The sequence below is a fragment of the Amycolatopsis sp. MEPSY49 genome (assembly GCF_051337345.1).
Classification (GTDB): Bacteria; Actinomycetota; Actinomycetes; order Mycobacteriales; family Pseudonocardiaceae; genus Amycolatopsis.
Window position 1 is genome coordinate 903301 of sequence record NZ_JBDLYJ010000002.1, and the last position, 22729, is coordinate 926029.

At 73.7% G+C, this 22729-nt stretch carries 27 protein-coding genes; 11 read left to right on the forward strand and 16 right to left on the reverse strand.

Annotated elements, in window-relative coordinates:
* Positions 1–207 precede the first annotated feature (207 nt).
* The 4 genes from ABFJ78_RS13375 to ABFJ78_RS13390 form a co-directional block, all read right to left on the reverse strand.
* Positions 208–1296 carry an SWIM zinc finger family protein gene (locus tag ABFJ78_RS13375; protein WP_436386296.1) on the reverse strand — a complete coding sequence of 363 codons (1089 nt, stop codon included), beginning with the start codon at positions 1294–1296 and terminating at the stop codon, positions 208–210.
* The gene (locus ABFJ78_RS13380) at positions 1293–3776 is read right to left on the reverse strand and encodes a DEAD/DEAH box helicase (protein WP_436386297.1); all 2484 of its coding nucleotides are present in this window, start codon (positions 3774–3776) and stop codon (positions 1293–1295) included. The genes ABFJ78_RS13375 and ABFJ78_RS13380 overlap by 4 nt, the downstream gene beginning before the upstream one ends.
* Before the next feature lie 71 nt (positions 3777–3847).
* A complete protein-coding gene (locus ABFJ78_RS13385; protein WP_436386298.1) occupies positions 3848–4630 on the reverse strand; it encodes an ABC transporter permease in 783 nt (260 codons plus the stop codon).
* Positions 4627–5556 carry an ATP-binding cassette domain-containing protein gene (locus ABFJ78_RS13390; RefSeq protein WP_436386300.1) on the reverse strand — a complete coding sequence of 310 codons (930 nt, stop codon included), beginning with the start codon at positions 5554–5556 and terminating at the stop codon, positions 4627–4629. Before ABFJ78_RS13390 ends, ABFJ78_RS13385 begins: the two co-directional genes overlap by 4 nt.
* Positions 5557–5633: 77 nt before the next feature.
* Here ABFJ78_RS13390 and ABFJ78_RS13395 point away from each other — a divergent pair, with 77 nt between their 5' ends.
* Entirely contained in the window at positions 5634–6416 is a 783-nt protein-coding gene (locus tag ABFJ78_RS13395; protein WP_436386302.1) for a TetR/AcrR family transcriptional regulator, read from the forward strand.
* 95 nt (positions 6417–6511) lie between these two features.
* On the opposite strand, the gene ABFJ78_RS13400 is transcribed toward ABFJ78_RS13395, so the two are convergent.
* Complete coding sequence (locus tag ABFJ78_RS13400; RefSeq protein ID WP_436386303.1) at positions 6512–7681, reverse strand: cytochrome P450 family protein; 1170 nt, start codon at positions 7679–7681, stop codon at positions 6512–6514.
* Positions 7682–7767: 86 nt separating this feature from the next.
* Between ABFJ78_RS13400 and ABFJ78_RS13405 the strand changes: the two genes are divergently transcribed.
* From ABFJ78_RS13405 to ABFJ78_RS13425, 5 genes are read left to right on the forward strand one after another with little or no spacing between them, the layout of a single operon-like run.
* The gene (locus ABFJ78_RS13405; protein WP_436386305.1) at positions 7768–8838 is read left to right on the forward strand and encodes a TetR/AcrR family transcriptional regulator; all 1071 of its coding nucleotides are present in this window, start codon (positions 7768–7770) and stop codon (positions 8836–8838) included.
* A gap of 20 nt (positions 8839–8858) precedes the next feature.
* Positions 8859–10136, forward strand: coding sequence for an RNA polymerase sigma factor (locus ABFJ78_RS13410; protein ID WP_436386307.1), 1278 nt, complete (start codon positions 8859–8861; stop codon positions 10134–10136).
* Entirely contained in the window at positions 10133–10891 is a 759-nt protein-coding gene (locus ABFJ78_RS13415; protein ID WP_436386308.1) for an alpha/beta fold hydrolase, read from the forward strand. The genes ABFJ78_RS13410 and ABFJ78_RS13415 overlap by 4 nt, the downstream gene beginning before the upstream one ends.
* The gene (locus tag ABFJ78_RS13420) at positions 10892–11224 is read left to right on the forward strand and encodes a YciI family protein (RefSeq protein WP_372665090.1); all 333 of its coding nucleotides are present in this window, start codon (positions 10892–10894) and stop codon (positions 11222–11224) included. It abuts the gene before it with no gap.
* Positions 11224–11709, forward strand: a complete 486-nt coding sequence (locus ABFJ78_RS13425; RefSeq protein WP_436386310.1) for an AraC family transcriptional regulator — start codon at positions 11224–11226, stop codon at positions 11707–11709. Before ABFJ78_RS13420 ends, ABFJ78_RS13425 begins: the two co-directional genes overlap by 1 nt.
* Here ABFJ78_RS13425 and ABFJ78_RS13430 read toward each other — a convergent pair whose 3' ends face one another.
* On the reverse strand, positions 11710–12159 hold the full coding sequence (locus tag ABFJ78_RS13430) for a DUF1772 domain-containing protein (protein WP_436386312.1): 450 nt from the start codon (positions 12157–12159) through the stop codon (positions 11710–11712). It lies immediately after the preceding gene.
* Between the two features lie 17 nt (positions 12160–12176).
* Positions 12177–12998, reverse strand: coding sequence for an NmrA family transcriptional regulator (locus ABFJ78_RS13435; protein ID WP_436386314.1), 822 nt, complete (start codon positions 12996–12998; stop codon positions 12177–12179).
* Between the two features lie 81 nt (positions 12999–13079).
* On the opposite strand from ABFJ78_RS13435, the gene ABFJ78_RS13440 reads away from it, so the two are divergent.
* Positions 13080–14006: an AraC family transcriptional regulator gene (locus ABFJ78_RS13440; protein ID WP_436386315.1), complete on the forward strand. Its 927-nt coding sequence runs from the start codon at positions 13080–13082 to the stop codon at positions 14004–14006.
* Here the strand turns inward: ABFJ78_RS13440 and ABFJ78_RS13445 are convergent.
* The 6 genes from ABFJ78_RS13445 to ABFJ78_RS13470 all read right to left on the reverse strand — a co-directional run bounded on the left by ABFJ78_RS13445 (position 13978) and on the right by ABFJ78_RS13470 (position 17975).
* The gene (locus ABFJ78_RS13445; protein ID WP_436386317.1) at positions 13978–14382 is read right to left on the reverse strand and encodes a YybH family protein; all 405 of its coding nucleotides are present in this window, start codon (positions 14380–14382) and stop codon (positions 13978–13980) included. The genes ABFJ78_RS13440 and ABFJ78_RS13445 overlap by 29 nt on opposite strands.
* Positions 14379–14810 (reverse strand): SRPBCC family protein, encoded by a 432-nt coding sequence (locus ABFJ78_RS13450; RefSeq protein ID WP_436386318.1) that lies wholly within the window; start codon positions 14808–14810, stop codon positions 14379–14381. Before ABFJ78_RS13450 ends, ABFJ78_RS13445 begins: the two co-directional genes overlap by 4 nt.
* Positions 14807–15151: an ArsR/SmtB family transcription factor gene (locus ABFJ78_RS13455; RefSeq protein ID WP_436386319.1), complete on the reverse strand. Its 345-nt coding sequence runs from the start codon at positions 15149–15151 to the stop codon at positions 14807–14809. Before ABFJ78_RS13455 ends, ABFJ78_RS13450 begins: the two co-directional genes overlap by 4 nt.
* Before the next feature lie 39 nt (positions 15152–15190).
* Positions 15191–16261 carry a hypothetical protein gene (locus tag ABFJ78_RS13460; protein ID WP_436386320.1) on the reverse strand — a complete coding sequence of 357 codons (1071 nt, stop codon included), beginning with the start codon at positions 16259–16261 and terminating at the stop codon, positions 15191–15193.
* 182 nt (positions 16262–16443) lie between these two features.
* Positions 16444–17634, reverse strand: coding sequence for an RNA polymerase sigma factor (locus ABFJ78_RS13465; protein ID WP_436386321.1), 1191 nt, complete (start codon positions 17632–17634; stop codon positions 16444–16446).
* Entirely contained in the window at positions 17631–17975 is a 345-nt protein-coding gene (locus ABFJ78_RS13470) for a YciI family protein (RefSeq protein WP_436386322.1), read from the reverse strand. Before ABFJ78_RS13470 ends, ABFJ78_RS13465 begins: the two co-directional genes overlap by 4 nt.
* A 105-nt stretch (positions 17976–18080) precedes the next feature.
* On the opposite strand from ABFJ78_RS13470, the gene ABFJ78_RS13475 reads away from it, so the two are divergent.
* Positions 18081–18875: an alpha/beta fold hydrolase gene (locus ABFJ78_RS13475; protein ID WP_436386324.1), complete on the forward strand. Its 795-nt coding sequence runs from the start codon at positions 18081–18083 to the stop codon at positions 18873–18875.
* 9 nt (positions 18876–18884) lie between these two features.
* Complete coding sequence (locus ABFJ78_RS13480; protein WP_436386326.1) at positions 18885–19919, forward strand: site-specific integrase; 1035 nt, start codon at positions 18885–18887, stop codon at positions 19917–19919.
* 1 nt (position 19920) lies between these two features.
* Here the strand turns inward: ABFJ78_RS13480 and ABFJ78_RS13485 are convergent, their stop codons facing one another.
* Positions 19921–20082 carry a hypothetical protein gene (locus tag ABFJ78_RS13485; protein ID WP_436386328.1) on the reverse strand — a complete coding sequence of 54 codons (162 nt, stop codon included), beginning with the start codon at positions 20080–20082 and terminating at the stop codon, positions 19921–19923.
* Between the two features lie 25 nt (positions 20083–20107).
* On the opposite strand from ABFJ78_RS13485, the gene ABFJ78_RS13490 reads away from it, so the two are divergent.
* The gene (locus ABFJ78_RS13490; RefSeq protein ID WP_436386329.1) at positions 20108–20617 is read left to right on the forward strand and encodes a CGNR zinc finger domain-containing protein; all 510 of its coding nucleotides are present in this window, start codon (positions 20108–20110) and stop codon (positions 20615–20617) included.
* Here the strand turns inward: ABFJ78_RS13490 and ABFJ78_RS13495 are convergent.
* On the reverse strand, positions 20607–21260 hold the full coding sequence (locus ABFJ78_RS13495; protein WP_436386331.1) for a class I SAM-dependent methyltransferase: 654 nt from the start codon (positions 21258–21260) through the stop codon (positions 20607–20609). The genes ABFJ78_RS13490 and ABFJ78_RS13495 overlap by 11 nt on opposite strands.
* A gap of 90 nt (positions 21261–21350) precedes the next feature.
* Here ABFJ78_RS13495 and ABFJ78_RS13500 point away from each other — a divergent pair, with 90 nt between their 5' ends.
* Positions 21351–22127: an SGNH/GDSL hydrolase family protein gene (locus ABFJ78_RS13500; protein ID WP_436386333.1), complete on the forward strand. Its 777-nt coding sequence runs from the start codon at positions 21351–21353 to the stop codon at positions 22125–22127.
* Here the strand turns inward: ABFJ78_RS13500 and ABFJ78_RS13505 are convergent.
* On the reverse strand, positions 22107–22715 hold the full coding sequence (locus ABFJ78_RS13505; RefSeq protein WP_436386335.1) for a TetR/AcrR family transcriptional regulator: 609 nt from the start codon (positions 22713–22715) through the stop codon (positions 22107–22109). The two genes, ABFJ78_RS13500 and ABFJ78_RS13505, sit on opposite strands and share 21 nt — an antisense overlap.
* Between the last annotated feature and the right edge of the window lie 14 nt (positions 22716–22729).

Sequence of the window (22729 nt, forward strand, 5' to 3'; positions counted from 1 at the left end):
CGGCGGCCGCGCGCGGACCGCGCCGCCGCGTTGCTCCGCGGAAACCGGGGGGGCGCGCGGGGAAGACCGGCCCCGCGCGCCCGCACCCCCAGTGGGCCCCGGCGGAAACCCCGCCGTCGCGGACAGGAGACAACGAGGATCTCGCTGGATACCGCGAAATCCCACGAAAATCCCTGCCCGGACAAGGGGTTTGTCCGTGAAGAAGCGTCAGCCGATCAGCAGTCCCGGGTCGGTCTCGGGCGGACCCGACGGCCACCACTCGCCACCCTCGCGCCGGTACGGGTGCCACCGGCCCGCACGGTCCAGCCGCAGCTGCACGTCCCCGGCCGTGCACCGGTTGCGCTCGAACACCGGAGCCTCGTCGGCGAGCGCGGCCCGCGCCGCCGCCAAGGCCGCCTTCGGCGGCGTCCACACCGAGTCCAGCACCTCCAGGCCGGCGCGCCCACCGTGCGTCCAAGCCGCCACCGCCCGCTCGAACTCCGGTCCCTCGCCCAGCCGCGAGGCCACCGAAGGGAATTCCGCGGCCAGCCGGACGGTGTCGAGCCGCCGTCCCGGCCACGGCTCCCCCGCCAGCACCGCGCGGGCCTGCGCCGCGGCGTTGGCCGCCAGCAGCGCGAACGCCGCCGCGGGCACCCCCGGCGCGGCCGGGATCGACGGCGCCCCCGACGGCGCGAAGTCCGCCAGGTCCGGCAGCACCCCCGGCGTCCGGTCCTCGACGACCAGGTCCGTCCGCGGCGCCGTACGGCTCTCCAGCTCCGCCCGGATCTCCCGTTCGCCCTTGCCGCGCATCAGCAGCAGCACGAACGGGTCCGCGTCCAGCAGCCACGACGCCTGGAACGACAACGCCGCCGCGTGCCGGCACGGCAGCTCCCAGCCCGGGCACTCGCACTCGGGGTCCAGGTCGCCGATCCCCGGCAGCAGGTGGACGCCGGCGTCGTCGGCCGCCGTCACCAGGTCGTGGGGCATGTCCCGGTCCAGCAGCGCGGCCAGGTGCCCCGCGCGGGAGGCCACCCGGTCCAGGAACCGCGTCCAGTCTGCTTCGGACAGCACCGCCAGCCGCAGCTCGGTCCGGAACGGGCCGCCGTCGGCGTCGTCGACCACCGCCGCGATCCGGCCTGGGCTCACCGTGATCGGCCCCACCAGCCCGGCCGCGGCGTACTTGCGCCCCGCCTTCAGCTGCCGCAGGTCCAGCGCCGTGTCCTCCATCGCGCGCACCCACGCCCGCCCCCACCACGAGCGGGCCAGCCGGCCGCCCGCGCCGAACGCCGGGAACCCGCGCACCGCCTCGTCGCTCATCCGCGGCTCCTCAGCTCGACGAGCTCCGCGAGCTCGGTGTCCGACAGTTCCGTCAACGCCGCCTCACCGCCGGCCAGCACCGCCTCGGCCAGCGCCCGCTTCTCCCGCAGCATCGCCGCGATCCGGTCCTCGACCGTGCCCTCGGCCACCAGCCGGTGCACCTGCACCGGCCGCGTCTGCCCGATCCGGTACGCCCGGTCGGTCGCCTGGTCCTCCACCGCCGGGTTCCACCAGCGGTCGAAGTGCACGACGTGGTCGGCGCGCGTCAGGTTCAGCCCCGTCCCGGCCGCCTTGAGCGACAACAGGAACACCGGCACCGCGCCGTCCTGGAACCGCTGGACGAGTTCCTCGCGACGGGCGACCGGGGTGCCGCCGTGCAGCAGCTGCGTCCCGATGCCGCGCGCGGTGAGGTGCTGCTCCAGCAGCCGGGCCATGGCGACGTACTGGGTGAACACCAGCACCGCGCCACCCTCGGCGAGGATCGTTTCGAGGAGCTCGTCGAGCAGCTCGAGCTTGCCCGACCGGCCGCCGGGCTCCTTGAGGTACTGCGCCGGGTGGTTGCAGATCTGCTTGAGCGCGGTCAGCAGCTTGACGATCCGGCCGCGCCGGGCCATCCCGTCGCTCGCGGCGATGTCGGCCATCATCTCCCGCACCACGGCCTCGTACAGCGCCACCTGCTCCGGGCTCAGCGCGACCGGCCGGTCGGTCTCGGTCTTCGCCGGCAGCTCGGGCGCGATCCCGGGGTCGGACTTGCGGCGCCGCAACAGGAACGGCCGCAGCAACCGCGACAGCCGCTCGGCCGCGACCGGGTCCCCGGCTTCGATCGGTTTCGCCCAGCGCGCCCGGAACTCCGACAGCGACCCCAGCAGGCCCGGCGCCGACCAGTCGAGGATCGCCCACAGCTCCGAGAGCGTGTTCTCCACCGGCGTGCCGGTCAGCGCCACCCGTGCGGCCGCGGGCACCAGCCGCAACGCCTTCGCCGTCTCCGACCGGTGGTTCTTGACGTGCTGGGCCTCGTCGGCCACCAGCAACCCCCACTGGATTCCGGCCAGCGGCGCGGGATCGGCGCGCAACGTCCCGTAGGTGGTGAGCACGAACCCCTCGACGTCCTCGAGCGAACGCGCGGTGCCGTGGAAGCGCCGCACCGGCACGCCCGGGGCGAACCGGTGGATCTCGCGTTCCCAGTTGCCCAGCAGCGACGCCGGGCACACCACCAGCGTTGCCCCCGACGCCCGGTGCAGGTGCAGCGCGATCAGCGTGACCGTCTTGCCCAGCCCCATGTCGTCGGCCAGGCAACCACCGAGGCCCAGGCCGGTGACGGTGGCCAGCCATTGCAGCCCGCGCAGCTGGTAGTCCCGCAGCGTCGCGGCCAGCCCGGCGGGTGGTGCCTGGGGTTCCGGCGGTGCCGACAGCCGTTCCCGCAACTGCGCGAGCCAGCCTTCGGTGACGACTTCGACGTGCTCGCCGTCGACCTCGGTGGTGCCGGTCAGCACCGCGCCGAGCGCGTCGACCGGCGTCAGCGGCTTGAGCGTCCGGTCCCGTGCCTTCGCCGCCAACGCCGGGTCGACCAGCACCCAGCGGTCGCGCAGCCGCACCACCGGGCGGCGGGCTTCGGCGAGGGCGTCCAATTCCGCTTCGGTCAGCACCTGCCCGCCCAGCGCGAGCTGCCAGTCGAAGGCCAGGGCCCGGCCCCCGCCGAAGAACGACGGCAGGTCACCCGGCGCGTCCCCGGCGTTCACCACCGCCCGCGCGGTCAGCAGCCCCGCGAGCTCGGCCGGCCAGTGGACGTCGATGCCCACCGCCGCCAGCCGCGGCGCCGCGGTCGCGACCAGCTCGGTCACCTCGTCCCCGCCCAGCACCAGCTCGTCGGGCACGGCGGAGGTGAGCAGCGGGCTCAACGCCGGCCACACCTGCGCGCCGCGCCGCAGCGCCAGCACGACGTCGATGCGCGCCCGCGGACCGAACCGGCCCGTCTCCCACAGCTGCGCCGCGTCGGCGACCTGGCCCGGCTCGGCGAGGCTGTGGACCTGCACGACGGCGTGGAAGCGGCCGCTGTCGAACCCGTCCGGCGCCTCGACGCGCAGGGACACCCGGATGCCCGAGTCGAGCCCGGCCGCCAGCTCGTCCGCCCAGTCGCGCAACGACTCCGCTCGCTGCGGGGCGAGGGCGGCGAACAACCGCGTCCCGGCCGCCTTCGCCGCGGCGGGGGTGCGGGGCAGGGTGTCGGCGACGGCGTCGAGGAACGCCCGCAACAGCGGGCCCGGCGCGCGGTCGTCCACCGGCATCGCCGCCGCCAGGTCCCGCAGCCACGCCGCTTCCGCCGGCTCCAGGGGACCGACGCGCCAGGCGTCGTGCCCGGCGGCGGTGACCCCCGGCAGCAGCCGTCCGGCCGCGACCAGCCGCAACGCCGCTTTCGCCGCGGTAGCCCAGAACTCCGCTGCCGGACCGGTGGCGCTCAGCAGCTCCGGCAGACCGTCCACCAGGGACACCCGGCGCCCGTCGAGCACCAGGCGGCCCGCGCGCGGTGGTTCACCCGGTTCGAAATCGGCGTTCAGTTTCCCAGCCTCCCGTATCGGCGGACGGACAGCGGCACGAACACCGCGAGCAGCACCAGCGGCCAGCCGACCGCCATCAGCACCGGGTGCGCGCTCACCCAGGACGTCGCGGCCGCGCCCGGGTTGCCGAACAGCACCCGCGCCGCGGTCACCGTGGAGGACAACGGGTTCCACTCGGCCACGGTTCCCAGCCACGCCGGCATGGTCGCGGTCGCGACGAACGCGCTGGAGAGGAACCCGAACGGGAACTCCAGCGTCTGCGCGAGCGTCACCATCGCCGGATCCGTGGTCAGCAGCCCCAGGTAGATCCCCGCCCACACCAGCGCTGTGCGCAGCAGGAGCAGCAGCCCGAACGCCGCCACGGTCTCGGCGAGACTGCCGTGCGGCCGCCAGCCGACCGCGAACCCGCACCCCAGCAGCACCACCAGCGCGAGCACCGCGTTCACCAGGTCCGCGGCGACCCGGCCGGTGAGCACGGCCGACGGCGCCATCGGCAGCGACCGGAACCGGTCGGTGACGCCCTTGGTGGCGTCGTCGAGCACCGCGATCATCGTCCCCGACAACCCGAAGGCCATGGTCATCGCGAACATCCCCGGCATCAGGAACTCGCGGTAGGAGCCACCGCCGGGCACGGTCATCCCGCCGCCGAGCAGGTAGGCGAAGATGAGCACCATCAGGATCGGGAACGCCACCACCGTGGCCAGCCGCGCCGGGCGCCGGGCCAGCTGCGCGAGGTAGCGCCCGGTCAGCGTCCAGCCGTCTTCGAGAGCCCACCTCATCGCGACGCCTTTCCGGTCAGCTCGAGGAACACTTCGTCCAGCGTCGGATGCCGCAGCGCCACGTCGGCGACCGCCAGTTCGGTCGCCGCCAGCTCGCGGACCAGGTCGGTCAGCATCGACGGCTCGGCCGGCGCGCTGACCCGCAGCTCCTCGGTGACCGGCTCGGCGCCGGTGACCCGGGCCAGCAACGCCGTCGCCGCGCCCACGACGTCCGGGTCGGTCAGCGCCAGCTCGATCCGGGTCGCCCCGAGCGAGCCCTTCAGCTCGGCCGGGGTGCCTTCGGCGATCACGCGGCCGTGCTCGACCAGCGAGATCCGGTCGGCCAGCCGGTCGGCTTCCTCCAGGTACTGCGTGGTGAGCAGGACGGTGGTGCCGTCGGCGACCAGGGACCGCACCGCCCGCCACACCTCGATGCGGCTGCGCGGGTCCAGCCCGGTCGTCGGCTCGTCGAGGAACAGCACCCGCGGGGCGGCCAGCAGCGACGCGGCCAGGTCCAGCCGTCGCCGCATCCCGCCGGAGTACGCCGAGACCGGCTTCGATCCGGTGTCCGCCAGGCCGAAGCGCTCGAGCAGGTCGTCCGCGCGGCGCGTGGCCTCGCGCCGGCCCAGGTGGTGCAGCCGGCCGAACAGGATCAGGTTCTGGCGCCCGGAGAGCAGCTCGTCGACCGCGGCCTGCTGCCCGACCAGCCCGATCGAGGCACGCACTTTCGCTGATTCAGTGGCGACGTCGAAGCCGGCCACGCGCGCGGTACCGCCGTCGTGGCGCAGCAGCGTCGACAGCACGCGCACGGCCGTGGTCTTGCCGGCACCGTTGGGTCCCAGCAGGCCGTGCAGCGACCCGGCCGGGACGGAGAGATCGAACCCATCGAGGGCGTACGCGTCGCCGTAGCGCTTGCGAAGTCCCTCGGCGTGGATCTGCGGAGTCATCGAGCCCCTTAACTCTGTACTGTGTACAAAGAAGGGTAGCACAACTCTGTACGACGTACGGGAATCCGGTGGGCAGAATGAGCGGAGTGAGCACCGAGGACAACGGCGACGGCGACCCGCGACGGGCGATCGAACTGCTCTGGGGTGTCTCCGCACCCCCGCGACGCGGCCCGAAACCCAAGCTGACCACGGCCGACGTCGTCCGCGCGGCCGTCGCGCTGGCCGACGCCGACACCATCGACGCCGTCACCATCCGCCGGGTCGCCGAGCAGCTCGGCGTCTCCCCCATGTCCCTCTACACCTACGTACCGGGCCGCGCCGAGCTGCTGGACCTGATGATCGACCACGCCCACGGCGAGCTGCCCGTCCCCGACCCGGGCCTCGGCTGGCGCACCGCGCTGACCGCGATCGCCGAGGACCAGTGGGCGCTGTTCCACCGCCACCCGTGGCTGCTGCAGGTCACCACCAGCCGCTCGGCGCTGGGCCCGCACAGCTTCGCCAAGTACGAACACGAACTGCGCGCGGTCGAAGGCATCGGCCTGGACGACGTCGAGATGGACGCCGCCGTCGGCCTCGTCACCGGCCTGGTGCGGACCACCGCGCGCAGCTCGCTCGACGCCGCCCGCCTGGTCCGCACCAGCGGCCTGACCGACGCGCAGTGGTGGGAGCGCGCCGCGCCGGTGCTGGCCGGGATCCCGGCCGCCGCCGCGGAGCACTACCCCCTGGCCTCACGCGTCGGCCAGGCCGCGGGCGAAGCCCACAACGCCGCCGAAGACCCGGCCTACACGTTTCGCTTCGGCCTCGCCCGCGTCCTCGACGGCATCGAAACCCTGGTCAACGCCCGCGCGACACCGCAGTAGCCGTACGCGCCCCCATGGCCGGGCGAGTGTCTTGAATGACTCATTCATGTCGTCGGACGACATGAATGAGTCATTCAAGACATCACGTGCGCCGGTCAGAGCCGCAGCAGGAGCGCTGCCGGCCGCCACGTCCCGCCGTCCGGTGCCCGCGGCACATCGCCGGCCAGCTCCAGGTTCGGGAAGCGCCGGAACAGCGCTGAGAGCGCCACTTCCGTCTCCACCCGCGCGATCGACGCGCCCAGGCAGAAGTGCGGGCCGTGTGAGAACCCCAGCTGCGCCGGCCCGGTGCGCGTGACGTCGAGGCGGTCCGCGTCGCCGAACACCCGCGGGTCGCGGTCGGCGGCCACCATCGCCGCGCTCACCCGCTCGCCTTCGCGGATCAGCTGCCCGTCGATCTCGACGTCTTCGCGGGCAAACCGCGGCGTGGTCAGCAGCTGCGGGCTGCAGAAGCGCATCAGCTCCTCCACCGCGCCCGGCCACCACCCGGGATCCGCGCGCAGCAGGTCCAGCTGGTCCGGGTGCCGCAGCAGCGCTTCGACGGCGTTGGCGATCAGGTTCACCGGCGTCTGCCCGGCCAGCACCAGGTGCCAGACGAGCGTGACCAGCTCGGTGTCGGTGAGCCGGTCCCCGTCCTGGGCGTGGACCAGGTCGCCGATGAGGTCGTCGCCCGGTTCGGCGCGGCTGCGCGCCACCGCGTCCTTCGCACCCTCGATGATCGCCGGGATCGCGGCGGCGAAGTCCGGGCCGGCCCCGCCCGCGACCGCAGCGCCGTATTCGCGCCAGCGCGGCCGGTCGGCCTCGGCGATACCCGCCAGTTCGCAGATGACATCCATCGGCAACGGCCGCGCGAAGTGGGGCACGAGGTCCACGACGCCGTCCTCGGCGTGCCCGGGCAGCTCGTCGAGCAGTCGGTCGGTGAGTGCCTCCAGCCGCGGCCGCAGCCGCGCGGCGCGCTTCGGGGTGAACGCCGGCGCGACCAGCCGCCGCAGCCGCAGGTGCTCGGGTCCGTCCTGCTCGGCCATGGTCCGCATGTACTCCAGGCAGTGCTCGGGGATGCCGGGCGGCCGCAGGAAGCTCTCGGACCGGACTTCGAACCGCGGGTCGGCCAGCATCGCGCGGGCCTCGCGGTAGCGGGTCAGGGCCCAGAACGGGCCGAAGCCGGGGATGACGAGCTTGGCCAGCGCACTCACTTCGCGGGCCTGGTCGTAGGCGGTGAACGGGTCAGTCAGGACCTTGAAGTCGGTCAGGTCGATCTCGGGGGTCATCCACCACTCCAGATGTTGATATCAGATGTTCTTATCATCTCAGTGGTCACGGTATCTTGGCTCGCGACGCCGCGGCAAGGAGGACGATGGTCAGGCTCAGCAGGGCGGAAACGCAGGAACGCAACCGCGCGAAGGTCCTCGCCGCCGCCCGCGACGAGTTCGCCGCCCGCGGCTTCCGCGAGGCGAAGGTCGACGTCATCGCCGAACGCGCCGAGCTCACCCGCGGCGCGGTCTACTCCAACTTCCCCGGCAAACGGGCCCTGTACTTCGCCGTCCTGGCCGACCTCGCCGAACGCGCCCCCCGGCCCCCCACCCCGCCGGCGGACCCCACCGCCGCCGGCGCGCTGGCCGCGTTCGCCCGCGCCTGGGTCGCCCGCCTGCCCCTGGCCACCGACGCCGACAGCGGCGAAGCCCGCCTCGGCCGCGACCTGCTGCCCGAGATCCTCGCCGACGAGCACACCCGACGGCCGTTCGCGCAGCTCATGCGCGTCAACGCGATCCTGCTCGGGCTGGCCTTGGAACGGCTCCGCCCCGGCAGGCGCCTCGTGCGCGTCGCCGAAGCCGCGCTGACGACGCTGCACGGCGCGAGCCAGCTCGCCGCGGCCGCACCCGGCTTCGGCGAACCGTTCCACATCGTCACCGCCTGCACCGCGCTGCTCGACCTGGACCTCGACGACGACTGGCCGGCGAGCCCGCCCATCACCACCCGGGCCCGATCCGCCGACGAACCCTGGACCCCACCGGCCGCCACCGACCTGCTGACCGGCGAGCCGTTCCGGCCCGGCGACGGCGTCGTCACCGTCCTCGGCCTGCACCGCGCGTCCGCCTTCGAAGAAGCCGTGCGCACCGGCGCCGACGTCACCGCCGTGCTTGTCACCAGCGACCCCGGCGAACTCGCGCCCCTGGCCCGCCTCGCCGTCACCGACCTGCGCGCCTGCCTCGACCAAGCCGTCGAACCCCCGGCCCGGCCCCGGCTGCGGCTGGTCTGCGACGCGACCGGCGAACTCGCCGCGGCCGCCGGCATCACCGCCGTCAGCGACGCCACCGAAGCGGCCGTACGTGTAGAAAACGGCCGGATCGTCGCCTGCGCCGAAGGCTTCGGCGCCTGCCACGCGGCGGCTGTCGGTTCCGGCCCCGGCCGTTCGTCGGGAAAGTGACCCGGCGCGAAGGAGGCACGGTGGGCGTCGAGACCGCGGTCGCGGAGGCGTTCCGCGAGGAGTGGGGCCAGGTCGTGGCCACGCTCATCCGGATCACCGGCGACTGGGACCTCGCCGAGGAGTGCGCCCAGGACGCGTTCGCCCTCGCCCTGCGCACCTGGCCCCGCGACGGCGTCCCGGACCGGCCCGGCGCCTGGCTGACCACCGCCGCCCGCAACCGCGCCACCGACCGGCTCCGCCGCGACACCGTCGGCGCCGCCAAGCTGCGGGAGGCCGCGCTGATGCACGTCCCCGACGAACGAGGACCCGACGACGACTCCGGCGTCACCGACGACCGGCTGCGGCTGATCTTCACCTGCTGCCACCCGGCGCTGGCCACCGAAGCCCAGGTCGCCCTCGCCCTGCGCACGCTGGCCGGCCTGTCCACCGCCGAGATCGCCCGCGCGTTCCTCGTCCCGGAAGCGACCATGTCCCAGCGGCTCGTGCGGGTGAAGCGCAAGATCAAGGGCGCCGGCATCCCCTACCGCGTCCCGCCCGCGCACCTGCTGCCCGAACGCACCGCCGCCGTCCTCGGCGTGCTGTACCTGACGTTCAACGAGGGCTACTCCGCCAGCGCCGGACCCGACCTGCTGCGCCCCGACCTCGCCGCCGAAGCCGTCCGCCTCGCCCGCGTCCTGGCCCGGCTGATGCCCGACGAACCCGAGGTCCTCGGCCTGCTCGCGCTGATGCTGCTGCAGCACGCCCGCCGCGCCACCCGCACCGGCGCCGACGGCGAGCTCGTCCCGCTCGAAGACCAGGACCGCGCCCGCTGGGACGCCGGAGAGATCGCCGAAGGGACCCAACTGCTGGAGACGGCGCTGCGGAGGCGGCGGCCCGGGCCGTACCAGATCCAGGCCGCCATCGCCGCCTGCCACGCCACCGCCGCCCGGCCCGCCGACACCGACTGGGCGCAGATCGCCGGCCTCTACGGCGAGCTGCGCAAGTTCGTCCCCAGCGCCGTCGTCGAGCTCAACCGGGCCGTCGCGGTCGGCATGGCCGACGGCCCGGTCGCCGGCCTCGCCCTGCTCGACGAGCTGGACCTGGCCGGTTACCACCTGCTGCCCGCCACCCGCGCCGACTTCCTCCGCCGCCTGGGCCGCACCGCCGAAGCCGCCCAGTGGTACGCCGTCGCCCGCGACCTCGCGCCCACCGACGCCGAGCGCGCCTACCTCACGCGAAGAATTTCCGAGGTGGTGTCGGTCCCGGGCGCGCCCGTTCGTCGGTCGGGCGAGACCCGAACTCCGGAGGAACGCCCATGACCACCCTCGCCGTCCCCGGCGCCACGCTCACCTACGACGTCACCGGCCGCGGACCCGTGCTGCTGCTCGTCCCCGGCGGCCCCGCCGACGCCGCGGTGTTCACCGCGATCCGGCCCGTGCTGGCCGAAGACCACACCGTCGTCACGTTCGATCCCCGCGGCCTCGGCCGCAGCCCCCTCGACGGCGAACCGGCGGGCGACACGATCCGCCGGCACGCCGACGACGTGCACCGCCTGCTCACCGAGGTCGGCCCGGCGGACGTGTTCGCCAACAGCGGCGGCGCCATCACGATGCTCGACCACGTCGTCCGGTACCCCGGCGACGTCCGCACCGTCGTCCTGCACGAGCCGCCGATCACCCGGTACGCACCCGCCGGGGGCGGCCCCGACATCCCCGCGCTGTACCGCGACCATGGCCTCGCCCCGGCCTTCGCCGCGTTCATGGCGCTCCTGGGCATCGACCCCGCGCCGCCGCTCGACCCGCGCGCCGAAGGCAACTTCGCCTACTTCTTCGGCCACCTGATGCCCGCCACCGGCGCCTACGACCCCGACCTCGACGCGCTGCGGGCGACGTCCGCGCGGCTCGTCGTCGCCGTGGGCGAGCAGTCCGCCGGGCAGCTCGCCCACGACACCGGCCTCGGCCTGGCCGCCGACCTCGACCTGAAGCCCGAACTGTTCCCCGGCGACCACGGTGGTTTCATGGCCGAACCGGACGCCTTCGCCGCGCGGCTGCGCGAAGTACTGGAAGGACGCTGAATGCGGTACCTGCTCCTGATCGCCGGCGACGAAACTGCCGAAGAACACCAGTACGACGGGTGCGACGGCTGGGGCGAAGACCTCGCCCGCCGCGGCAAGATCCACGGCGGCGGCGGCCTGCGCCCGCCGTCGGAAGCCACCACGATCCGCGTCCGCGACGGGGAAGTGCTGCTCACCGACGGGCCCTTCACCGAAGCCAAGGAACAGATCGGCGGCTACGTCGTCCTCGAGTGCGACGACCTCGACGAAGCCCTGGAGATCGCGGCCAAGCACCCCGCCGCGACCTACGGCAGCATCGAAGTCCGGCCCGTCTTCGTCCCGGAGGAACCCTGATGCCGTCCATTGTGGACCGACCGGCCCAGCCCTACGTCGCCGAGCGCGCCACCCTCGGCATCGAGGAGTTCCCGCGCATCGCCGACCGGCTGCCACCGCTGATCGGCACCCTCGCCGGGCACGGGATCGTCCCGGCCGGGGCGCCGTTCTTCCGCTACCGCGTCCTGCACCCCGGCATGCGGTTCACCGTCGAAGCCGGCGTCCCCATCGAGGGCGGCTTCACCCCTGAGCAGCCGGCGTTCCTCGGCGAAGTCCCGGCCGGGAAGTACGTGCTCGACACCTACGTCGGCGCCCCCGACGGCCTGGCCGCCGCGACCGAAGCGGTCCTGGCCTGGGGCGCCGCCGAGGGCGTCACGTGGGACGTCACCGAAGGCCCCGACGGCGAAGAGTGGGGCGGGCGGCTGGAAGTGCTGCGCACCAACCCCCTGGAAGTCCCCGACCCCGCCCAGTGGGTCACCGACCTGCTCTTCCGCCTCGCGGACTGATCAGCGCTCGGTGAGCACGGCCGCGACCAGACAGCCGAAGCCGGCCGTGCTCACCACCGCGCGCAGGACGTTCCAGCGCACCCACACCGCCTCGAAGTTCGCCCGCACCACCGCGTAGTCGTCGCCGCCGGACTCCAGCGCGTTGTTCAGCGGGATGTTCACCACCCCGGTGATCACGATCATCGCCACCAGGCACGCGAACCCGGCGATCACCCACGGCCGCGGCCCCGGGTTCAGGAAGATCGCCACCCCCGCCAGCACCGGGGCGCCCAGGAACGTCAGCAGGAAGACCGGGTTGACGATCGCGACGTTGATCCCGCGCATCGCCTCGACGAACGTCTTGTCGTCACCCCTCGCCAACCCGGGCAGCACCGAGCACGCGTAGGCGTAGAACAACCCCGCGACCAACCCGGCCGCGACCAGCGCGGCCACCAGCACCACAGTGGACATCGGTTTCACCTTCCCCTTCACCGCGCCCAGACCCCGGCCGCCGCCGCGTCCCGCGCGAAGTCCTCGAAGTCCGTCGCCGGCCGCCCCAGCACCCGCTCGACGTCGTGGGTCACCGACTCGTTGCGGCCGTCGAGCACCCGCGCGAACAGCTCGCTCAACGCCCCGGCCTCGGCCGCCGGCACGCCGTACGCGACCGCCGCGGCCGCGTACTCCTCGGCGGAAACCGGAACATAGCGGACATCCCGCCCCGACACGGCCGCAATATCGGCCGCCGCGTCGGCGAAGCTCAGCAGCCGCGGCCCGGTCAGCTCGTACCGCCTCCCGGTGTGGCCCGGTTCGGTCAGCACCTTCACCGCGACGTCGGCGATGTCGCGAACGTCGACGAACGGCTCGGTCACCGTGCCCGCCGGCAACGCGATCTCCCCGCCGCGCACCGCGTCCAGCAGGAAGTGCTCGCTGAAGTTCTGCGCGAACCAGCTGCACCGCAGGACCGTCCAGCCGGTCCCCGCCTCGGCCATGATCCGCTCGCACGCCTCGGCCTCCTCTTCGCCGCGTCCGGAGAGCAGCACCAGGTGCCGGACTCCGCGCGTCACCGCGAGTTCGGCGAACGCGCGGATGTCGGCCGCCGCGCCGGGCACGACCAGGTCGGGGTAGTAGGTCAGGTAGACCGCGCCGACGTCCTCGAGCACCGGTGCCCAGGTCTCGCGATCGCTCCAGTCGAACGGCGGCGCCCCGCGCCGCGACGTGATCCGTACCGGCAGACCGCGCTCCCGCAGCCGGTCCGCCACGCGGCGGCCGGTCTTGCCGGTGCCGCCCACCACCAGGAAGTTCGTTGTCATGTCCCTGAGTCAACCGAGTGGCGGTGAGACTCTCCATAGTTCACAAGCTCGATCGCATGTTCCAGCGTCTACACTGAGCGCATGGATCCGCTCGCCGCACTCCTCGACGGCCCCCGCGCCCACGGCGCGTTCCTGCTGCGCTCGGTGCTGACCCCGCCGTGGTCGCTGCGCATCGAGGACCGGGCGCCGCTGACCGTGGTGTCGGTCGTGCGCGGCGAGGCGTGGATCGTCCCGGACGCCGGCGAGGCCGTCCTGCTCGGCGAAGGCGACGTCGCGATCGCCCGCGGCCCGGACCCGTATCTGGTCGCCGACCACCCGGCGACGCCGCCGCAGGCGCTGATCCTGCCCGGCCAGGAGTGCCGCACCCCCGACGGCGGCCACCTCACCGACTACGCCGACCTGGGCGTCCGCACCTGGGGCACCGGCGGCCCGGTCGTGCTGCTCACCGGCACCTACGGGATGGAAGGGGAGATCAGCAAGAAGCTGCTGGCCGCGTTGCCGGCCCTGATCGTCCTGCGCGCCGCGGACTGGCCGACGCCGCTGGTCGCGTTGCTGGCCGGCGAGATCGGCCGGGACGTGCCCGGGCAGGAAGCCGTCCTCGACCGGCTGCTCGACGTGCTGCTCATCGCGGCCCTGCGCGCGTGGTTCGACCGGGCCGACACGACCGCGCCCGCCTGGTACCGCGCCCACGAGGACCCGGTCGTCGGGCAGGCGCTGCGGCTGCTGCAGCACCAGCCGGCCGAGCCGTGGACGGTCGCGAAGCTCGCCGCGAACACCGGCGTCTCCCGGGCCGCGCTGGCCCGCCGCTTCGCCACGACCGTCGGCGAGACCCCGATGGCCTACCTCACCGGCTGGCGGCTGGCGCTCGCCGCGGACCTCCTGCGCCAGCACCCGGAGTCGACGATCGCGTCGGTCGCCCGCCAGGTCGGCTACGGCAGCGCGTTCGCCCTGAGCGCGGCGTTCAAACGCGAGTTCGGCGTCAGCCCGCAGCGGTACCGGACGGCGTGAAGGGAACGGAACTGTGCTCGTGCACGATCTTCCAGCCGTCGTCATCGCGGCGGAACCCGATGGTGGCGCGCACCGCCATGTCCACCTCGGTGCCGTCGGTCATCGTGCCGCGGACCTGGAACACGTAGTGCGCGAACCCCACGTCGCCGTCGGCCACCACCTCGAGGTTTCGGATCCGCAGGCCGATCGACGTCCGGTAGGCGCCGAACCACGCCCGCAGCCGCTTCCGCTCGACGTCTCGGCCGGTGTCGCGCAGCGGGCCGAGCGCGTCGAACAGCGTGACGTCCTCGGCGTACTGCGCCACCAGCGTCTCGACGTCCTTTGCCGCCACGGCCGCCGCTCGCGATTCGACGAGCGCGGTGAGCGCCGCGGTCATCGGAGGGCCTCGCCCAGCCGGTCGAGCCAGTCGCCCGTGCCCTGCTCCCGCCACGCCGGTTCTTCGGCGCCGTCGAGGAACGTGCCCTGCTCGGTCAGGACGAGCCGGGTGCCCGCGCCTTCGGCCGCGAACTCGACCGTGGTGATCGAGACCGTCGCCAGCGCCTTGCCGCCGCTGAGCGTCGTGGAGTAGACGATGCGCTGTTCCGGCACGATGTCGTGGTAGGCCGAGACGACGGACAGCGCCGTGCCGTCCGGGCCCGTGGCATCGACGGTTTCGCGGCCGCCGACGCGGAAGTCCAGCTCGTGCGTTCCGTCGGGGACGAACCAGCGGCCCTTCGCGGCCGGGTCCGCCCACGCGGCGAACACCCGCGACGGCGGGACCGGGTAGGTGCGTTCCAGCGTGAAGGTGGCGTGCGTGACGGTCATGTCGTGCTCCCTTCCGAGGTGCCGGGCGGCTCGGCGAGGAAGTCGCCGAGCCGGTCGAGCCTGCTTTCCCACGTCGTGCGCTGACGTCCCAGCCAGTGCTCGCCGGCGCGCAGCATGTCCGGCTCGATCCGGCAGGTCCGGACGCGGCCGACCTTCTCCGACCGCACGATCCCGGCCGATTCGAGCACCTGCAGGTGCTGCACCACGGCGGCGAGCGACATGGTCAGCGGCTCGGCGAGCTCGCTGACCGACGCCGGCCCGCGCACGAGCCGCTCCACCAGCGCCCGCCGCGTCCGGTCGCCCAGAGCGCGGAACACCAGGTCCAGCTCATGGTCAAGCATGTACTTAAGTTAGGTCCGCCGCCACCAATAGTCAAGTAACTACTTAAGCATTGCCACGACGTCCTCGGGCAGCTCCAGACCCGGCATCTCACGCAGGACCGTCAACACCCTGGTCAACGCCCGTTCCGCGGCGTCGGCCCGGCCGCTGGCGGCCCGTAGTTCGGCGCCGAGGTGCGTGGTGGTCTCGTGCATGGACCGGACGGTCTGCTCGTGCGCCGCCTGCAGTTCGGCCAGGCGCTCGTCGAACCGGGCGCGCAGGCGGTCGGCGTCCATTCGCGCCTGGTCCTGGGCGGCCTGGTGGGCAGTAGCTGCCTTGGTCAGCTCTTCGTGTGCCGCGTCGAGCCGTGCGGCGGCGGCGTCGGCTCGCGATTCGGCCGCGTCGAGCCGGAGGGCCGTCGACTCGGCGCGGCTCTCCGCGGCCCGGCTGCGTCCGCGCTCCTCGTCGAGGGCCGCGCGGGTGGCCGCGAGTTCGGCGGTCAGCGTCGCGATCGTCCCGGCACGCTCGCCGGCGAGGGCGGCCGCGGCATCGGCACGCTCGGCGACCCGGGCCAGCTCGTCGCGCACGGCGGCCAGCTGCCCTTCGGCGCGTTGCTGTTCGTGGAGCGCCTCCCGCTGGGCGCCGCGGGCCGCGTCCCGCTCCCGGATCGCCGCGGCTGTCTCCTTCTCGGCCGCCGTGGCCGTGGCGGAGGCCTCCTGGGCGATCTCGCGGGCTTGCGCGGCGTCGGCTTCGGCGAGCCCGCGCTGACGGCGGTGCTCGTCGGCCTCGGCCACGGCGGCGTCGCGTTCGGCGAGGGCGGTCGCGGTGGTGGCTTCGAGCTGGTGGCGCAGGGTCGTGAGCGTCTCGACGAGTCCGCGCGCGGGTTCGAGCACGCGGTCGACCTGCCCGGCGAGCGCGGTGACGGCGGTGTCGTCCAGCTCGGTGTCACTCTCCCGCAGCGCCTCGGCGTCGGACAGGACGGCCTCGGCGTCCCGGCAGGAGAGGTTCCGCCGGCCCCAGGTCTTCCCGTCCTGGCAGAACCGCGCCCGGCTCCCCCGCCCCACCGCCGGCGGCAGCGGTGCCCCGCAGCGCCGGTACTCGCAAATCCGCGGCTGACCTGCCTCTTCCGTCATGATCGGGAGCCTATCAAAGCTTCTGATCAGAACTAGAAGTAGCTGTTCAAAATTAGAAAATATCAGTGTGAGTGGCTGGGTTTGGATAAGGTCACATATCCGAACTCAGAACAACGTGGAAGACCGACGGGGTGACATGAGCGGATTCAGAGCCGCGAAAAAACTAGGACCCTCTCCGTTCGTCAACTGAGGGTTGACGAACGCTTTCGTTCCAGAAGCCCCCGCTCGGCGGAATTGCGGGTGAGATCGATGGCCGCTGCGTAAGCCGCCGTCGCTTCGGCGCTCCGGCCCAGCCGCGCCAGGAGGTCCGCCCTGATCGCGTGGAACAGCGGGAAGCGCGGCAGCTCGACCTCGTCCACCAGGGCCAACGCGACGGCGGGACCGTCGACCTCGGCGACCGCCACCGCGCGGTTCAGCGCCACCACCGGCGTCGGCGTGAGCGCCAGCAGCTGGTCGTACAACGCCTTGACCTGGGACCAGTCCGTCGGCGCGTCGCTGTGGACGGCCTGGATCGCCGCCTGGACCTGGTACGGGCCCGGCTGGTTGCGGCGCAGGCAGCGGCGGACGATCCCCTGGCCCTCCGCGATCAGGTCCGCGTCCCAGCGGGAGCGGTCCTGATCGGCCAGCAGCACCACCTCGCCGGATGCGGTCGTGCGAGTCGCGCGGCGGGCGTCGATCAGCAGCATCAGCGCGAGCAGGCCCCAGACCTCCGGCTCGTCGGGCATCAGGCCGGCCAGGACGCGGGTGAGGCGGATCGCCTCTCTGCACAGGTCGTCGCGGACCAGGTCCGCCCCCGCGCTCGCCTTGTAGCCCTCGTTGAAGATCAGGTACAGCACGGCCAGCACCGCCGACAGCCGCGCGGGCAGGTCGGCGTCCTGCGGGACGCGGTACGGGATGCCCGCGTCGCGGATCTTGTTCTTCGCCCGGACGATCCGCTGGGCCATCGTGGGTTCGGCGACCAGGAACGCGCCGGCGATCTCGGCGGTGGTCAGGCCGCCGAGCAGCCGCAGCGTCAGCGCGACCTGGGTGGGGCGGGCGAGGGCGGGGTGGCAGCAGGTGAAGATCAGCCGGAGCCGTTCGTCGGGCACTGCGCCCTCCTCCACGGGCTCTTTTTCGGCGTGCAGCAACGCCGCTTGGGCGTGTTTGTCCGCGCCGGCGGCCTCGCGGCGCAGCCGGTCGATCGCGCGGTTGCGGGCGGTGGTGATGATCCAGCCCGCCGGGCTGGGCGGGAGCCCGGCTTCCGGCCACCGCCGGACGGCCTCGGTGAACGCGTCCTGCACGGCCTCCTCGGCGATGTCGATGCTCCCGAACACCCGCACCAGCACCGAAACGGCGCGGCCGTACTCCGCGGCGAAGACCTCCTCGACGGTCATCCGGCGAACGGCCGCACCTCGACCGGCAGCGGCGCGACGGCGTCGGCGAGCCGGCTGCCCCAGGCGAGCGCCGCGTCGAGGTCGGGGGCGGTGATGACCGTGAAGCCGCCGAGGTGTTCCTTGCCCTCGGTGAACGGGCCGTCGGTGACGAGGGTGCCGCCGTCGTCCGCGCGCAGCACGGTGGCCGTGGACGGCGGGTGCAGCCCACCGGCGAACACCCAGGCCCCGGCCGCCTTGAGGTCGGCGTTGAGGGCGTCGAGCTTCTTCACCACGCCATCGAGGACGTCCGGCGGCGGGGTCGGCCCGTCGGGCTGGTAGATGCTGAGCAGGTACTGCTTCACGTCGGCTCCTTTCGCTGCCCGTCACCGCTCATACGACCGCCACCCGGCCGGATCGACAACTCCGGCGGACGAATTTCGCGTGGACACCGCTGGAAGGATCAAGACATGAGGATCCGCGCGTCCGACCACGAAACCACCGTCACCGCCCGAGGCAGCCGCGGGCCCGCCGTGCTGCTCGTCCACTCCCTCGGGCTTGACCGCCGGATGTGGGACCCGGTGCTGGACCGGCTCGCCGAAGGACGCCGCGTGTTCGCCTACGACGTGCGCGGGCACGGCACGGCCGCCGCGGCGCCGCTGCCGTTCACCATGGCGGCCACTGCCGCCGACCTGCTGGCCGTGCTCGACGCCCTCGGGCTGGACACCGCCCACGTCGCCGGGCTGTCGATGGGCGGGGCGATCGCGCAGACCGCGGCCGTCGCCGCGTCCGGGCGCTTCGCGTCGCTCACGCTGATGGCCGCGCCGGACCGGCCGGTGCCCGAGGCCTTCGAGCAGCGCGCGCGGCTCGCCGAAACCGACGGCATGGCCGCGCTCCTCGGGCCCACGCTGGAACGCTGGTTCACCCCGGAGGCACTCGAAGCCGACACCGAAGGCGTGCGCTACGCCCGCGACTGCCTCACCTCGTTCGCCCCGGCCGCCTGGGCCTCGATCTGGCGCGGCTACGGCGGACTCGACGTCTACGAACGGCTTCGCGGCTTCCCCGCCCCGGCGCTGGCGCTCGCCGGCGACGCGGACGCGTCGATCACGGTCGACGGCATGGCCGCCATCGCCGGCCGGATCGGTGGTGGCGGCGCGAAGTTCGAGGTGGTCCCCGGCGCCCCGCACATCCAGACGCTGGAACGCCCCGATGAGGTGGCCGACGCCCTGGGCCGGTTCCTGCCCGCGGAGATCGACATCCCGTAACCTCGGCGCGTGCCCGAGCTCGAACCGGTGACCGCTGCCGCCCTGAGTCCGCAGGACCGGCTCGCCCTGCTCGACGAGGCCGCCGCGCGGCACGTCGACGAGCAACGGCCGCCCAACACGCTCAAGGCCTACGCCCAGGACTGGCAGGTCTGGCAGGACTACACCGCCGAAGCCGGAATCCCGCCGCTGTCGGCGTCGATCGGCGCGCTCACCGGGTTCGTCGTGTGGCTCGAACGCGGCCGGACCCTGCGGCCGGACGAACGCGCCGTGCCCGAAGTGCCCGAGCGCGCCGCCCCGGCCGCGCCGTCGACGATCGAACGGCGGCTCACCGGCGCGCTCGCCGGGCTGCGCCACCACAAGGTCGTCGTCGACCCCGAATCGAGCCGAGCCGCGTGGCGGGCGCTGAAGGGTTACCGGCAGCGGCTGGCCCGCGAAGGCATCCAACGCGGCCGTGGCAAGGCCACCATGGTCACCCTCACCGACTTGCGGGCGATGTCGCGGGCCTGCCCGGACACCCTGGCCGGCGCCCGCGACCGGGCGATGCTGCTGATCGGGTTCCCGATCGCCGCCCGCTGCTCGGACCTGGCGAACCTGCTGGTCACCGACGTCGAGCCGGTCGACGACCGGGGGCTGGCGGTGACCGTGCGGCACGGCAAGAGCACCGGCGCCATGGTCGTCCCGCGGCGCGAGAGCCCCGACACCGACCCGGTGCGGGCGTGGCACGCGTGGCGCTCCGGAGCCGGGATCGCCGAGGGGCCGGCGTTCCGCCGGGTCGACCGGCACGGCAATGTCGGCGCGCCGGCGCTGAGCACCACCGGCGTCAACCAGATCCTCACGAGGGCGGGCGTCCGCGCGGGCCTGCCGTACCCGGTGACCGGGCACTCGCTGCGGTCCGGGTTCGCCACCGAGGCGCGCCGCGCCGGGGCCGACGACCTCGCGATCGCCGACCAGGGCCGGTGGGTGCGCGGCAGCCGCGCGCTGTATGAGTACATCCGGCGCGTCGACCAGTGGAACGACAACGCCGCGGGCGTGCTCGACCTGTGAGTCACGGCGTCCGCGTGGCGCCGACGACCTCGCCGTCGAGGCGGGCGAGCCAGCTGCCGCAGACGCAGCGCACGTAGTCGAGCCGGTGGGTGGCGGGCCGGGCCGCGGTCGCCGGCAGTTCGGCGAGCGGCCAGCCGCAGCGGGGGCAACGAGTTCCGTCCATGCCCCGATCGTGCTGTAATGGCTTTGTGCACTTCAACCCTTACGGTGGGCCGGCCGCGCTCGTGGCCGCCGACCTGGTGAACGCGGGGTCGGCGAGCGAGCTGCTGGCCGGGATGGTCCGCAACGGCATGTCCATCCCCGCGCTGACCGACGACGAGGCGACCCGGATCGCGGCGTGGGCCGCTCGGCTGCGACCGGTGTTCGCCGCCGAGCCGGCCGACCGCCCGGAGCTGGTCAACGACCTGCTCGCCGAAGCGGCGTGCCGCCCGTACATCACCACCCACGACGGCAAACCGCCTCACCTGCACTACTCGGCCGAAGACGCGGGGCCGGTGGGCCGCGTCCGCGCGTACACCTCCGGCGGGCTGGCGCACCTGGTGTGCGAGGCCCCGGACCGCCTGGGCATCTGCGGCCGCGAGGGGTGCGAAACGGCGTACGTCGACACCTCCCGCAACGGCCGCCGGCGGTTCTGCTCGACGCGCTGCGCGACCCGGGTGCACGTCGCCGACCACCGGGCTCGGCAGGTCAGCGCCTGACGGCTCGCCACCCCAGGACGGTCGGCGTGGGTGCCCCACCTTCGGCGAACCTTTCGAAAACCAGCCCCGCGTCGAGGACGGCGTGGAGCAGCTCGGGCAGCGGCCGGTGGGTGGCGCCGACCTTGTCCCGCAGCCCGCAGTCGGTCCAGGACGCCGTCGTCCAGCCGGGCTCCCGGTACCCGGGCCGGAGGACGACGGCCCGCTCGTCGGACCGGTCGGCGAACGCACCGCAGAAGCACGGGTGCACTCCGATGTGGACGAACACCCCGCCGGGCGCCAGCACGCGTGCCACCTCGCGCAGCACCGCCGGGTAGGCGGGAATGTCGGTGTGCACCATGAGAGACGCGACGGCGGGCAGCGATCCGGTGGCGACCGGAAGGGCTTCGCCGTCGCCTCGCAGCACGGGCAGCCGTCCGGACGCGTGGCGCAGCATGCCGGCGGAGATGTCGAGGCCGAGCGGCGTCCGGCCGAGCTCCCGGAGCCGGCCGGCGTGGGCGCCGGTGCCGCAGCCCAGCTCGAGGCACGGTCCGGAGCCGGGCCCGAGGAGATCGCGCAGCAGGGGGCCGATCTCGAGGGGATCGTCGCGTTGGCCGGGGAGGAACGTCGTCTCGTACCAGTCGGCGATCGCGTCGTAGGACGTCATCTTTCCCGTGTACCGGCCGCCGGCGGCGGTGTGCCAGGGATTCCGCCCCGGGCGGAAGGCTTGCGACGGGGACCCGCTTAGACTGCTGACATGAGCAAGCGCTTAGTGGCCATGGGGGACTCGTTCACCGAAGGCGTCGGGGACGAGGACCCGGCCGCCCCGAACGGCGTGCGCGGCTGGGCCGACCGCGTCGCCGAACAGCTCGCCGGACGCGAGCCGGGCTTCCGGTACGCCAACCTCGCCATCCGCGGGAAGCTGCTGCCGCAGATCCTCGGCGAGCAGCTCGAACCGGGGCTCGCCATGGCACCCGACCTCGTCACCCTCTACGCCGGCGGCAACGACCTGATGCGCCCGAAGGTCGACATCGACGCGCTCATGGCCGACTACGAGACCGCCGTCGCGCGGATCCGCGCGACCGGGGCCGAGCTCGTGCTGTTCACCGGGGTCGACGGCGTCGAGGACGCGCTGTTCCGCAAGATGCGCGGGCGGGTGGCGATCTACAACGAGTTCGTCCGCGCCATCGCCACGCGCCACGGCGCGCACCTGGTGGACATGTGGGCGATGCGGCAGCTGCGCGACCGGCGGTTCTGGGCGCCGGACCGCCTGCACCTCAACGCCTACGGCCACACCGAGGTCGCCATCGCGGTCCTGGCCGCCCTGGGTGTCGAGCATCCGCTGACAGGCGCCGAGCTGGGGCCGCGCGAGGTGCTCAGCCCGGCCGCGCGCCGCAGCCAGAACCTGCAGTGGGCCCGGGAACACGCGCTGCCGTGGGTGCGCCGCCGGCTGCGCGGCGAGTCCTCCGGGGACACCCTCACCGCGAAGCGCCCGACGCTCGCGCCGGTGGACTCAGCGCCGCTCCCCCGCTGACGGGCGGAGGCCGTCGAAGAGGATCGTCACGGCCCGGTCGCGCAGTCGCACGTCCGGGCCCGCGTACTCGGCGGCCTTCGCCACGCCGATGATGACCGTGATCAGCTCGCCGGGAACCAGGTCCTCGCGCACCGCGCCCGCGGCCTGGGCCCGCGACAGCAGCACCCCGAGCGCGCCGAGCAGCCGGGCCCCGATGTCGGACTTGGCGTGCGGCAAGGTGACCCCGGCGGCGGTGAGCGCCTCGAAGTAGGCGTTCTTCGCGCCGGACATCTCGACCCAGTCGGCGAGGAAGGTGAAGAACGCCGCCCCCGGGTCCGCGGAGTCGGCCGCCACGACGGCTTCGGCCTCGTCGGCGAAGCGGTGCAGCCGAGCGACCAGCACGGCCTCGAGGAGGGCTTCCTTCGTCGGGAAGTGCCGGAACACCGTGCCGATGCCGACGCCGGCGGCGCGGGCGACCTCTTCGGTGGGCGCCCCGGTGCCCTTGGCGGCGAACACGCTCTCGGCCGCTTCCAGCACGCGCGCCCGGTTGCGCCGGGCGTCGGCGCGCAGCGGTTTCGACTCGGTGGGCTCAGCGGCGGCGGGGGTCACCTCCCGATCGTACT

What these genes read in the sequence shown, in the direction of transcription:
- ABFJ78_RS13435 (WP_436386314.1), bottom strand. Translation starts at nt 12,998, where the DNA reads ATGACAACGAACTTCCTGGTGGTGGGCGGCACCGGCAAGACCGGCCGC.
- ABFJ78_RS13460 (WP_436386320.1), bottom strand. Translation starts at nt 16,261, where the DNA reads ATGACGGAAGAGGCAGGTCAGCCGCGGATTTGCGAGTACCGGCGCTGC.
- ABFJ78_RS13465 (WP_436386321.1), bottom strand. Translation starts at nt 17,634, where the DNA reads ATGACCGTCGAGGAGGTCTTCGCCGCGGAGTACGGCCGCGCCGTTTCG.
- ABFJ78_RS13445 (WP_436386317.1), bottom strand. Translation starts at nt 14,382, where the DNA reads ATGACCGCGGCGCTCACCGCGCTCGTCGAATCGCGAGCGGCGGCCGTG.
- ABFJ78_RS13495 (WP_436386331.1), bottom strand. Translation starts at nt 21,260, where the DNA reads ATGACGTCCTACGACGCGATCGCCGACTGGTACGAGACGACGTTCCTC.
- ABFJ78_RS13400 (WP_436386303.1), bottom strand. Translation starts at nt 7,681, where the DNA reads ATGACCCCCGAGATCGACCTGACCGACTTCAAGGTCCTGACTGACCCG.
- ABFJ78_RS13415 (WP_436386308.1), top strand. Translation starts at nt 10,133, where the DNA reads ATGACCACCCTCGCCGTCCCCGGCGCCACGCTCACCTACGACGTCACC.
- ABFJ78_RS13430 (WP_436386312.1), bottom strand. Translation starts at nt 12,159, where the DNA reads ATGTCCACTGTGGTGCTGGTGGCCGCGCTGGTCGCGGCCGGGTTGGTC.
- ABFJ78_RS13395 (WP_436386302.1), top strand. Translation starts at nt 5,634, where the DNA reads ATGAGCGGAGTGAGCACCGAGGACAACGGCGACGGCGACCCGCGACGG.
- ABFJ78_RS13405 (WP_436386305.1), top strand. Translation starts at nt 7,768, where the DNA reads ATGGTCAGGCTCAGCAGGGCGGAAACGCAGGAACGCAACCGCGCGAAG.
- ABFJ78_RS13455 (WP_436386319.1), bottom strand. Translation starts at nt 15,151, where the DNA reads ATGCTTGACCATGAGCTGGACCTGGTGTTCCGCGCTCTGGGCGACCGG.
- ABFJ78_RS13425 (WP_436386310.1), top strand. Translation starts at nt 11,224, where the DNA reads ATGCCGTCCATTGTGGACCGACCGGCCCAGCCCTACGTCGCCGAGCGC.
- ABFJ78_RS13485 (WP_436386328.1), bottom strand. Translation starts at nt 20,082, where the DNA reads ATGGACGGAACTCGTTGCCCCCGCTGCGGCTGGCCGCTCGCCGAACTG.
- ABFJ78_RS13420 (WP_372665090.1), top strand. Translation starts at nt 10,892, where the DNA reads ATGCGGTACCTGCTCCTGATCGCCGGCGACGAAACTGCCGAAGAACAC.
- ABFJ78_RS13475 (WP_436386324.1), top strand. Translation starts at nt 18,081, where the DNA reads ATGAGGATCCGCGCGTCCGACCACGAAACCACCGTCACCGCCCGAGGC.
- ABFJ78_RS13385 (WP_436386298.1), bottom strand. Translation starts at nt 4,630, where the DNA reads ATGAGGTGGGCTCTCGAAGACGGCTGGACGCTGACCGGGCGCTACCTC.
- ABFJ78_RS13440 (WP_436386315.1), top strand. Translation starts at nt 13,080, where the DNA reads ATGGATCCGCTCGCCGCACTCCTCGACGGCCCCCGCGCCCACGGCGCG.
- ABFJ78_RS13375 (WP_436386296.1), bottom strand. Translation starts at nt 1,296, where the DNA reads ATGAGCGACGAGGCGGTGCGCGGGTTCCCGGCGTTCGGCGCGGGCGGC.
- ABFJ78_RS13450 (WP_436386318.1), bottom strand. Translation starts at nt 14,810, where the DNA reads ATGACCGTCACGCACGCCACCTTCACGCTGGAACGCACCTACCCGGTC.
- ABFJ78_RS13500 (WP_436386333.1), top strand. Translation starts at nt 21,351, where the DNA reads ATGAGCAAGCGCTTAGTGGCCATGGGGGACTCGTTCACCGAAGGCGTC.
- ABFJ78_RS13390 (WP_436386300.1), bottom strand. Translation starts at nt 5,556, where the DNA reads ATGACTCCGCAGATCCACGCCGAGGGACTTCGCAAGCGCTACGGCGAC.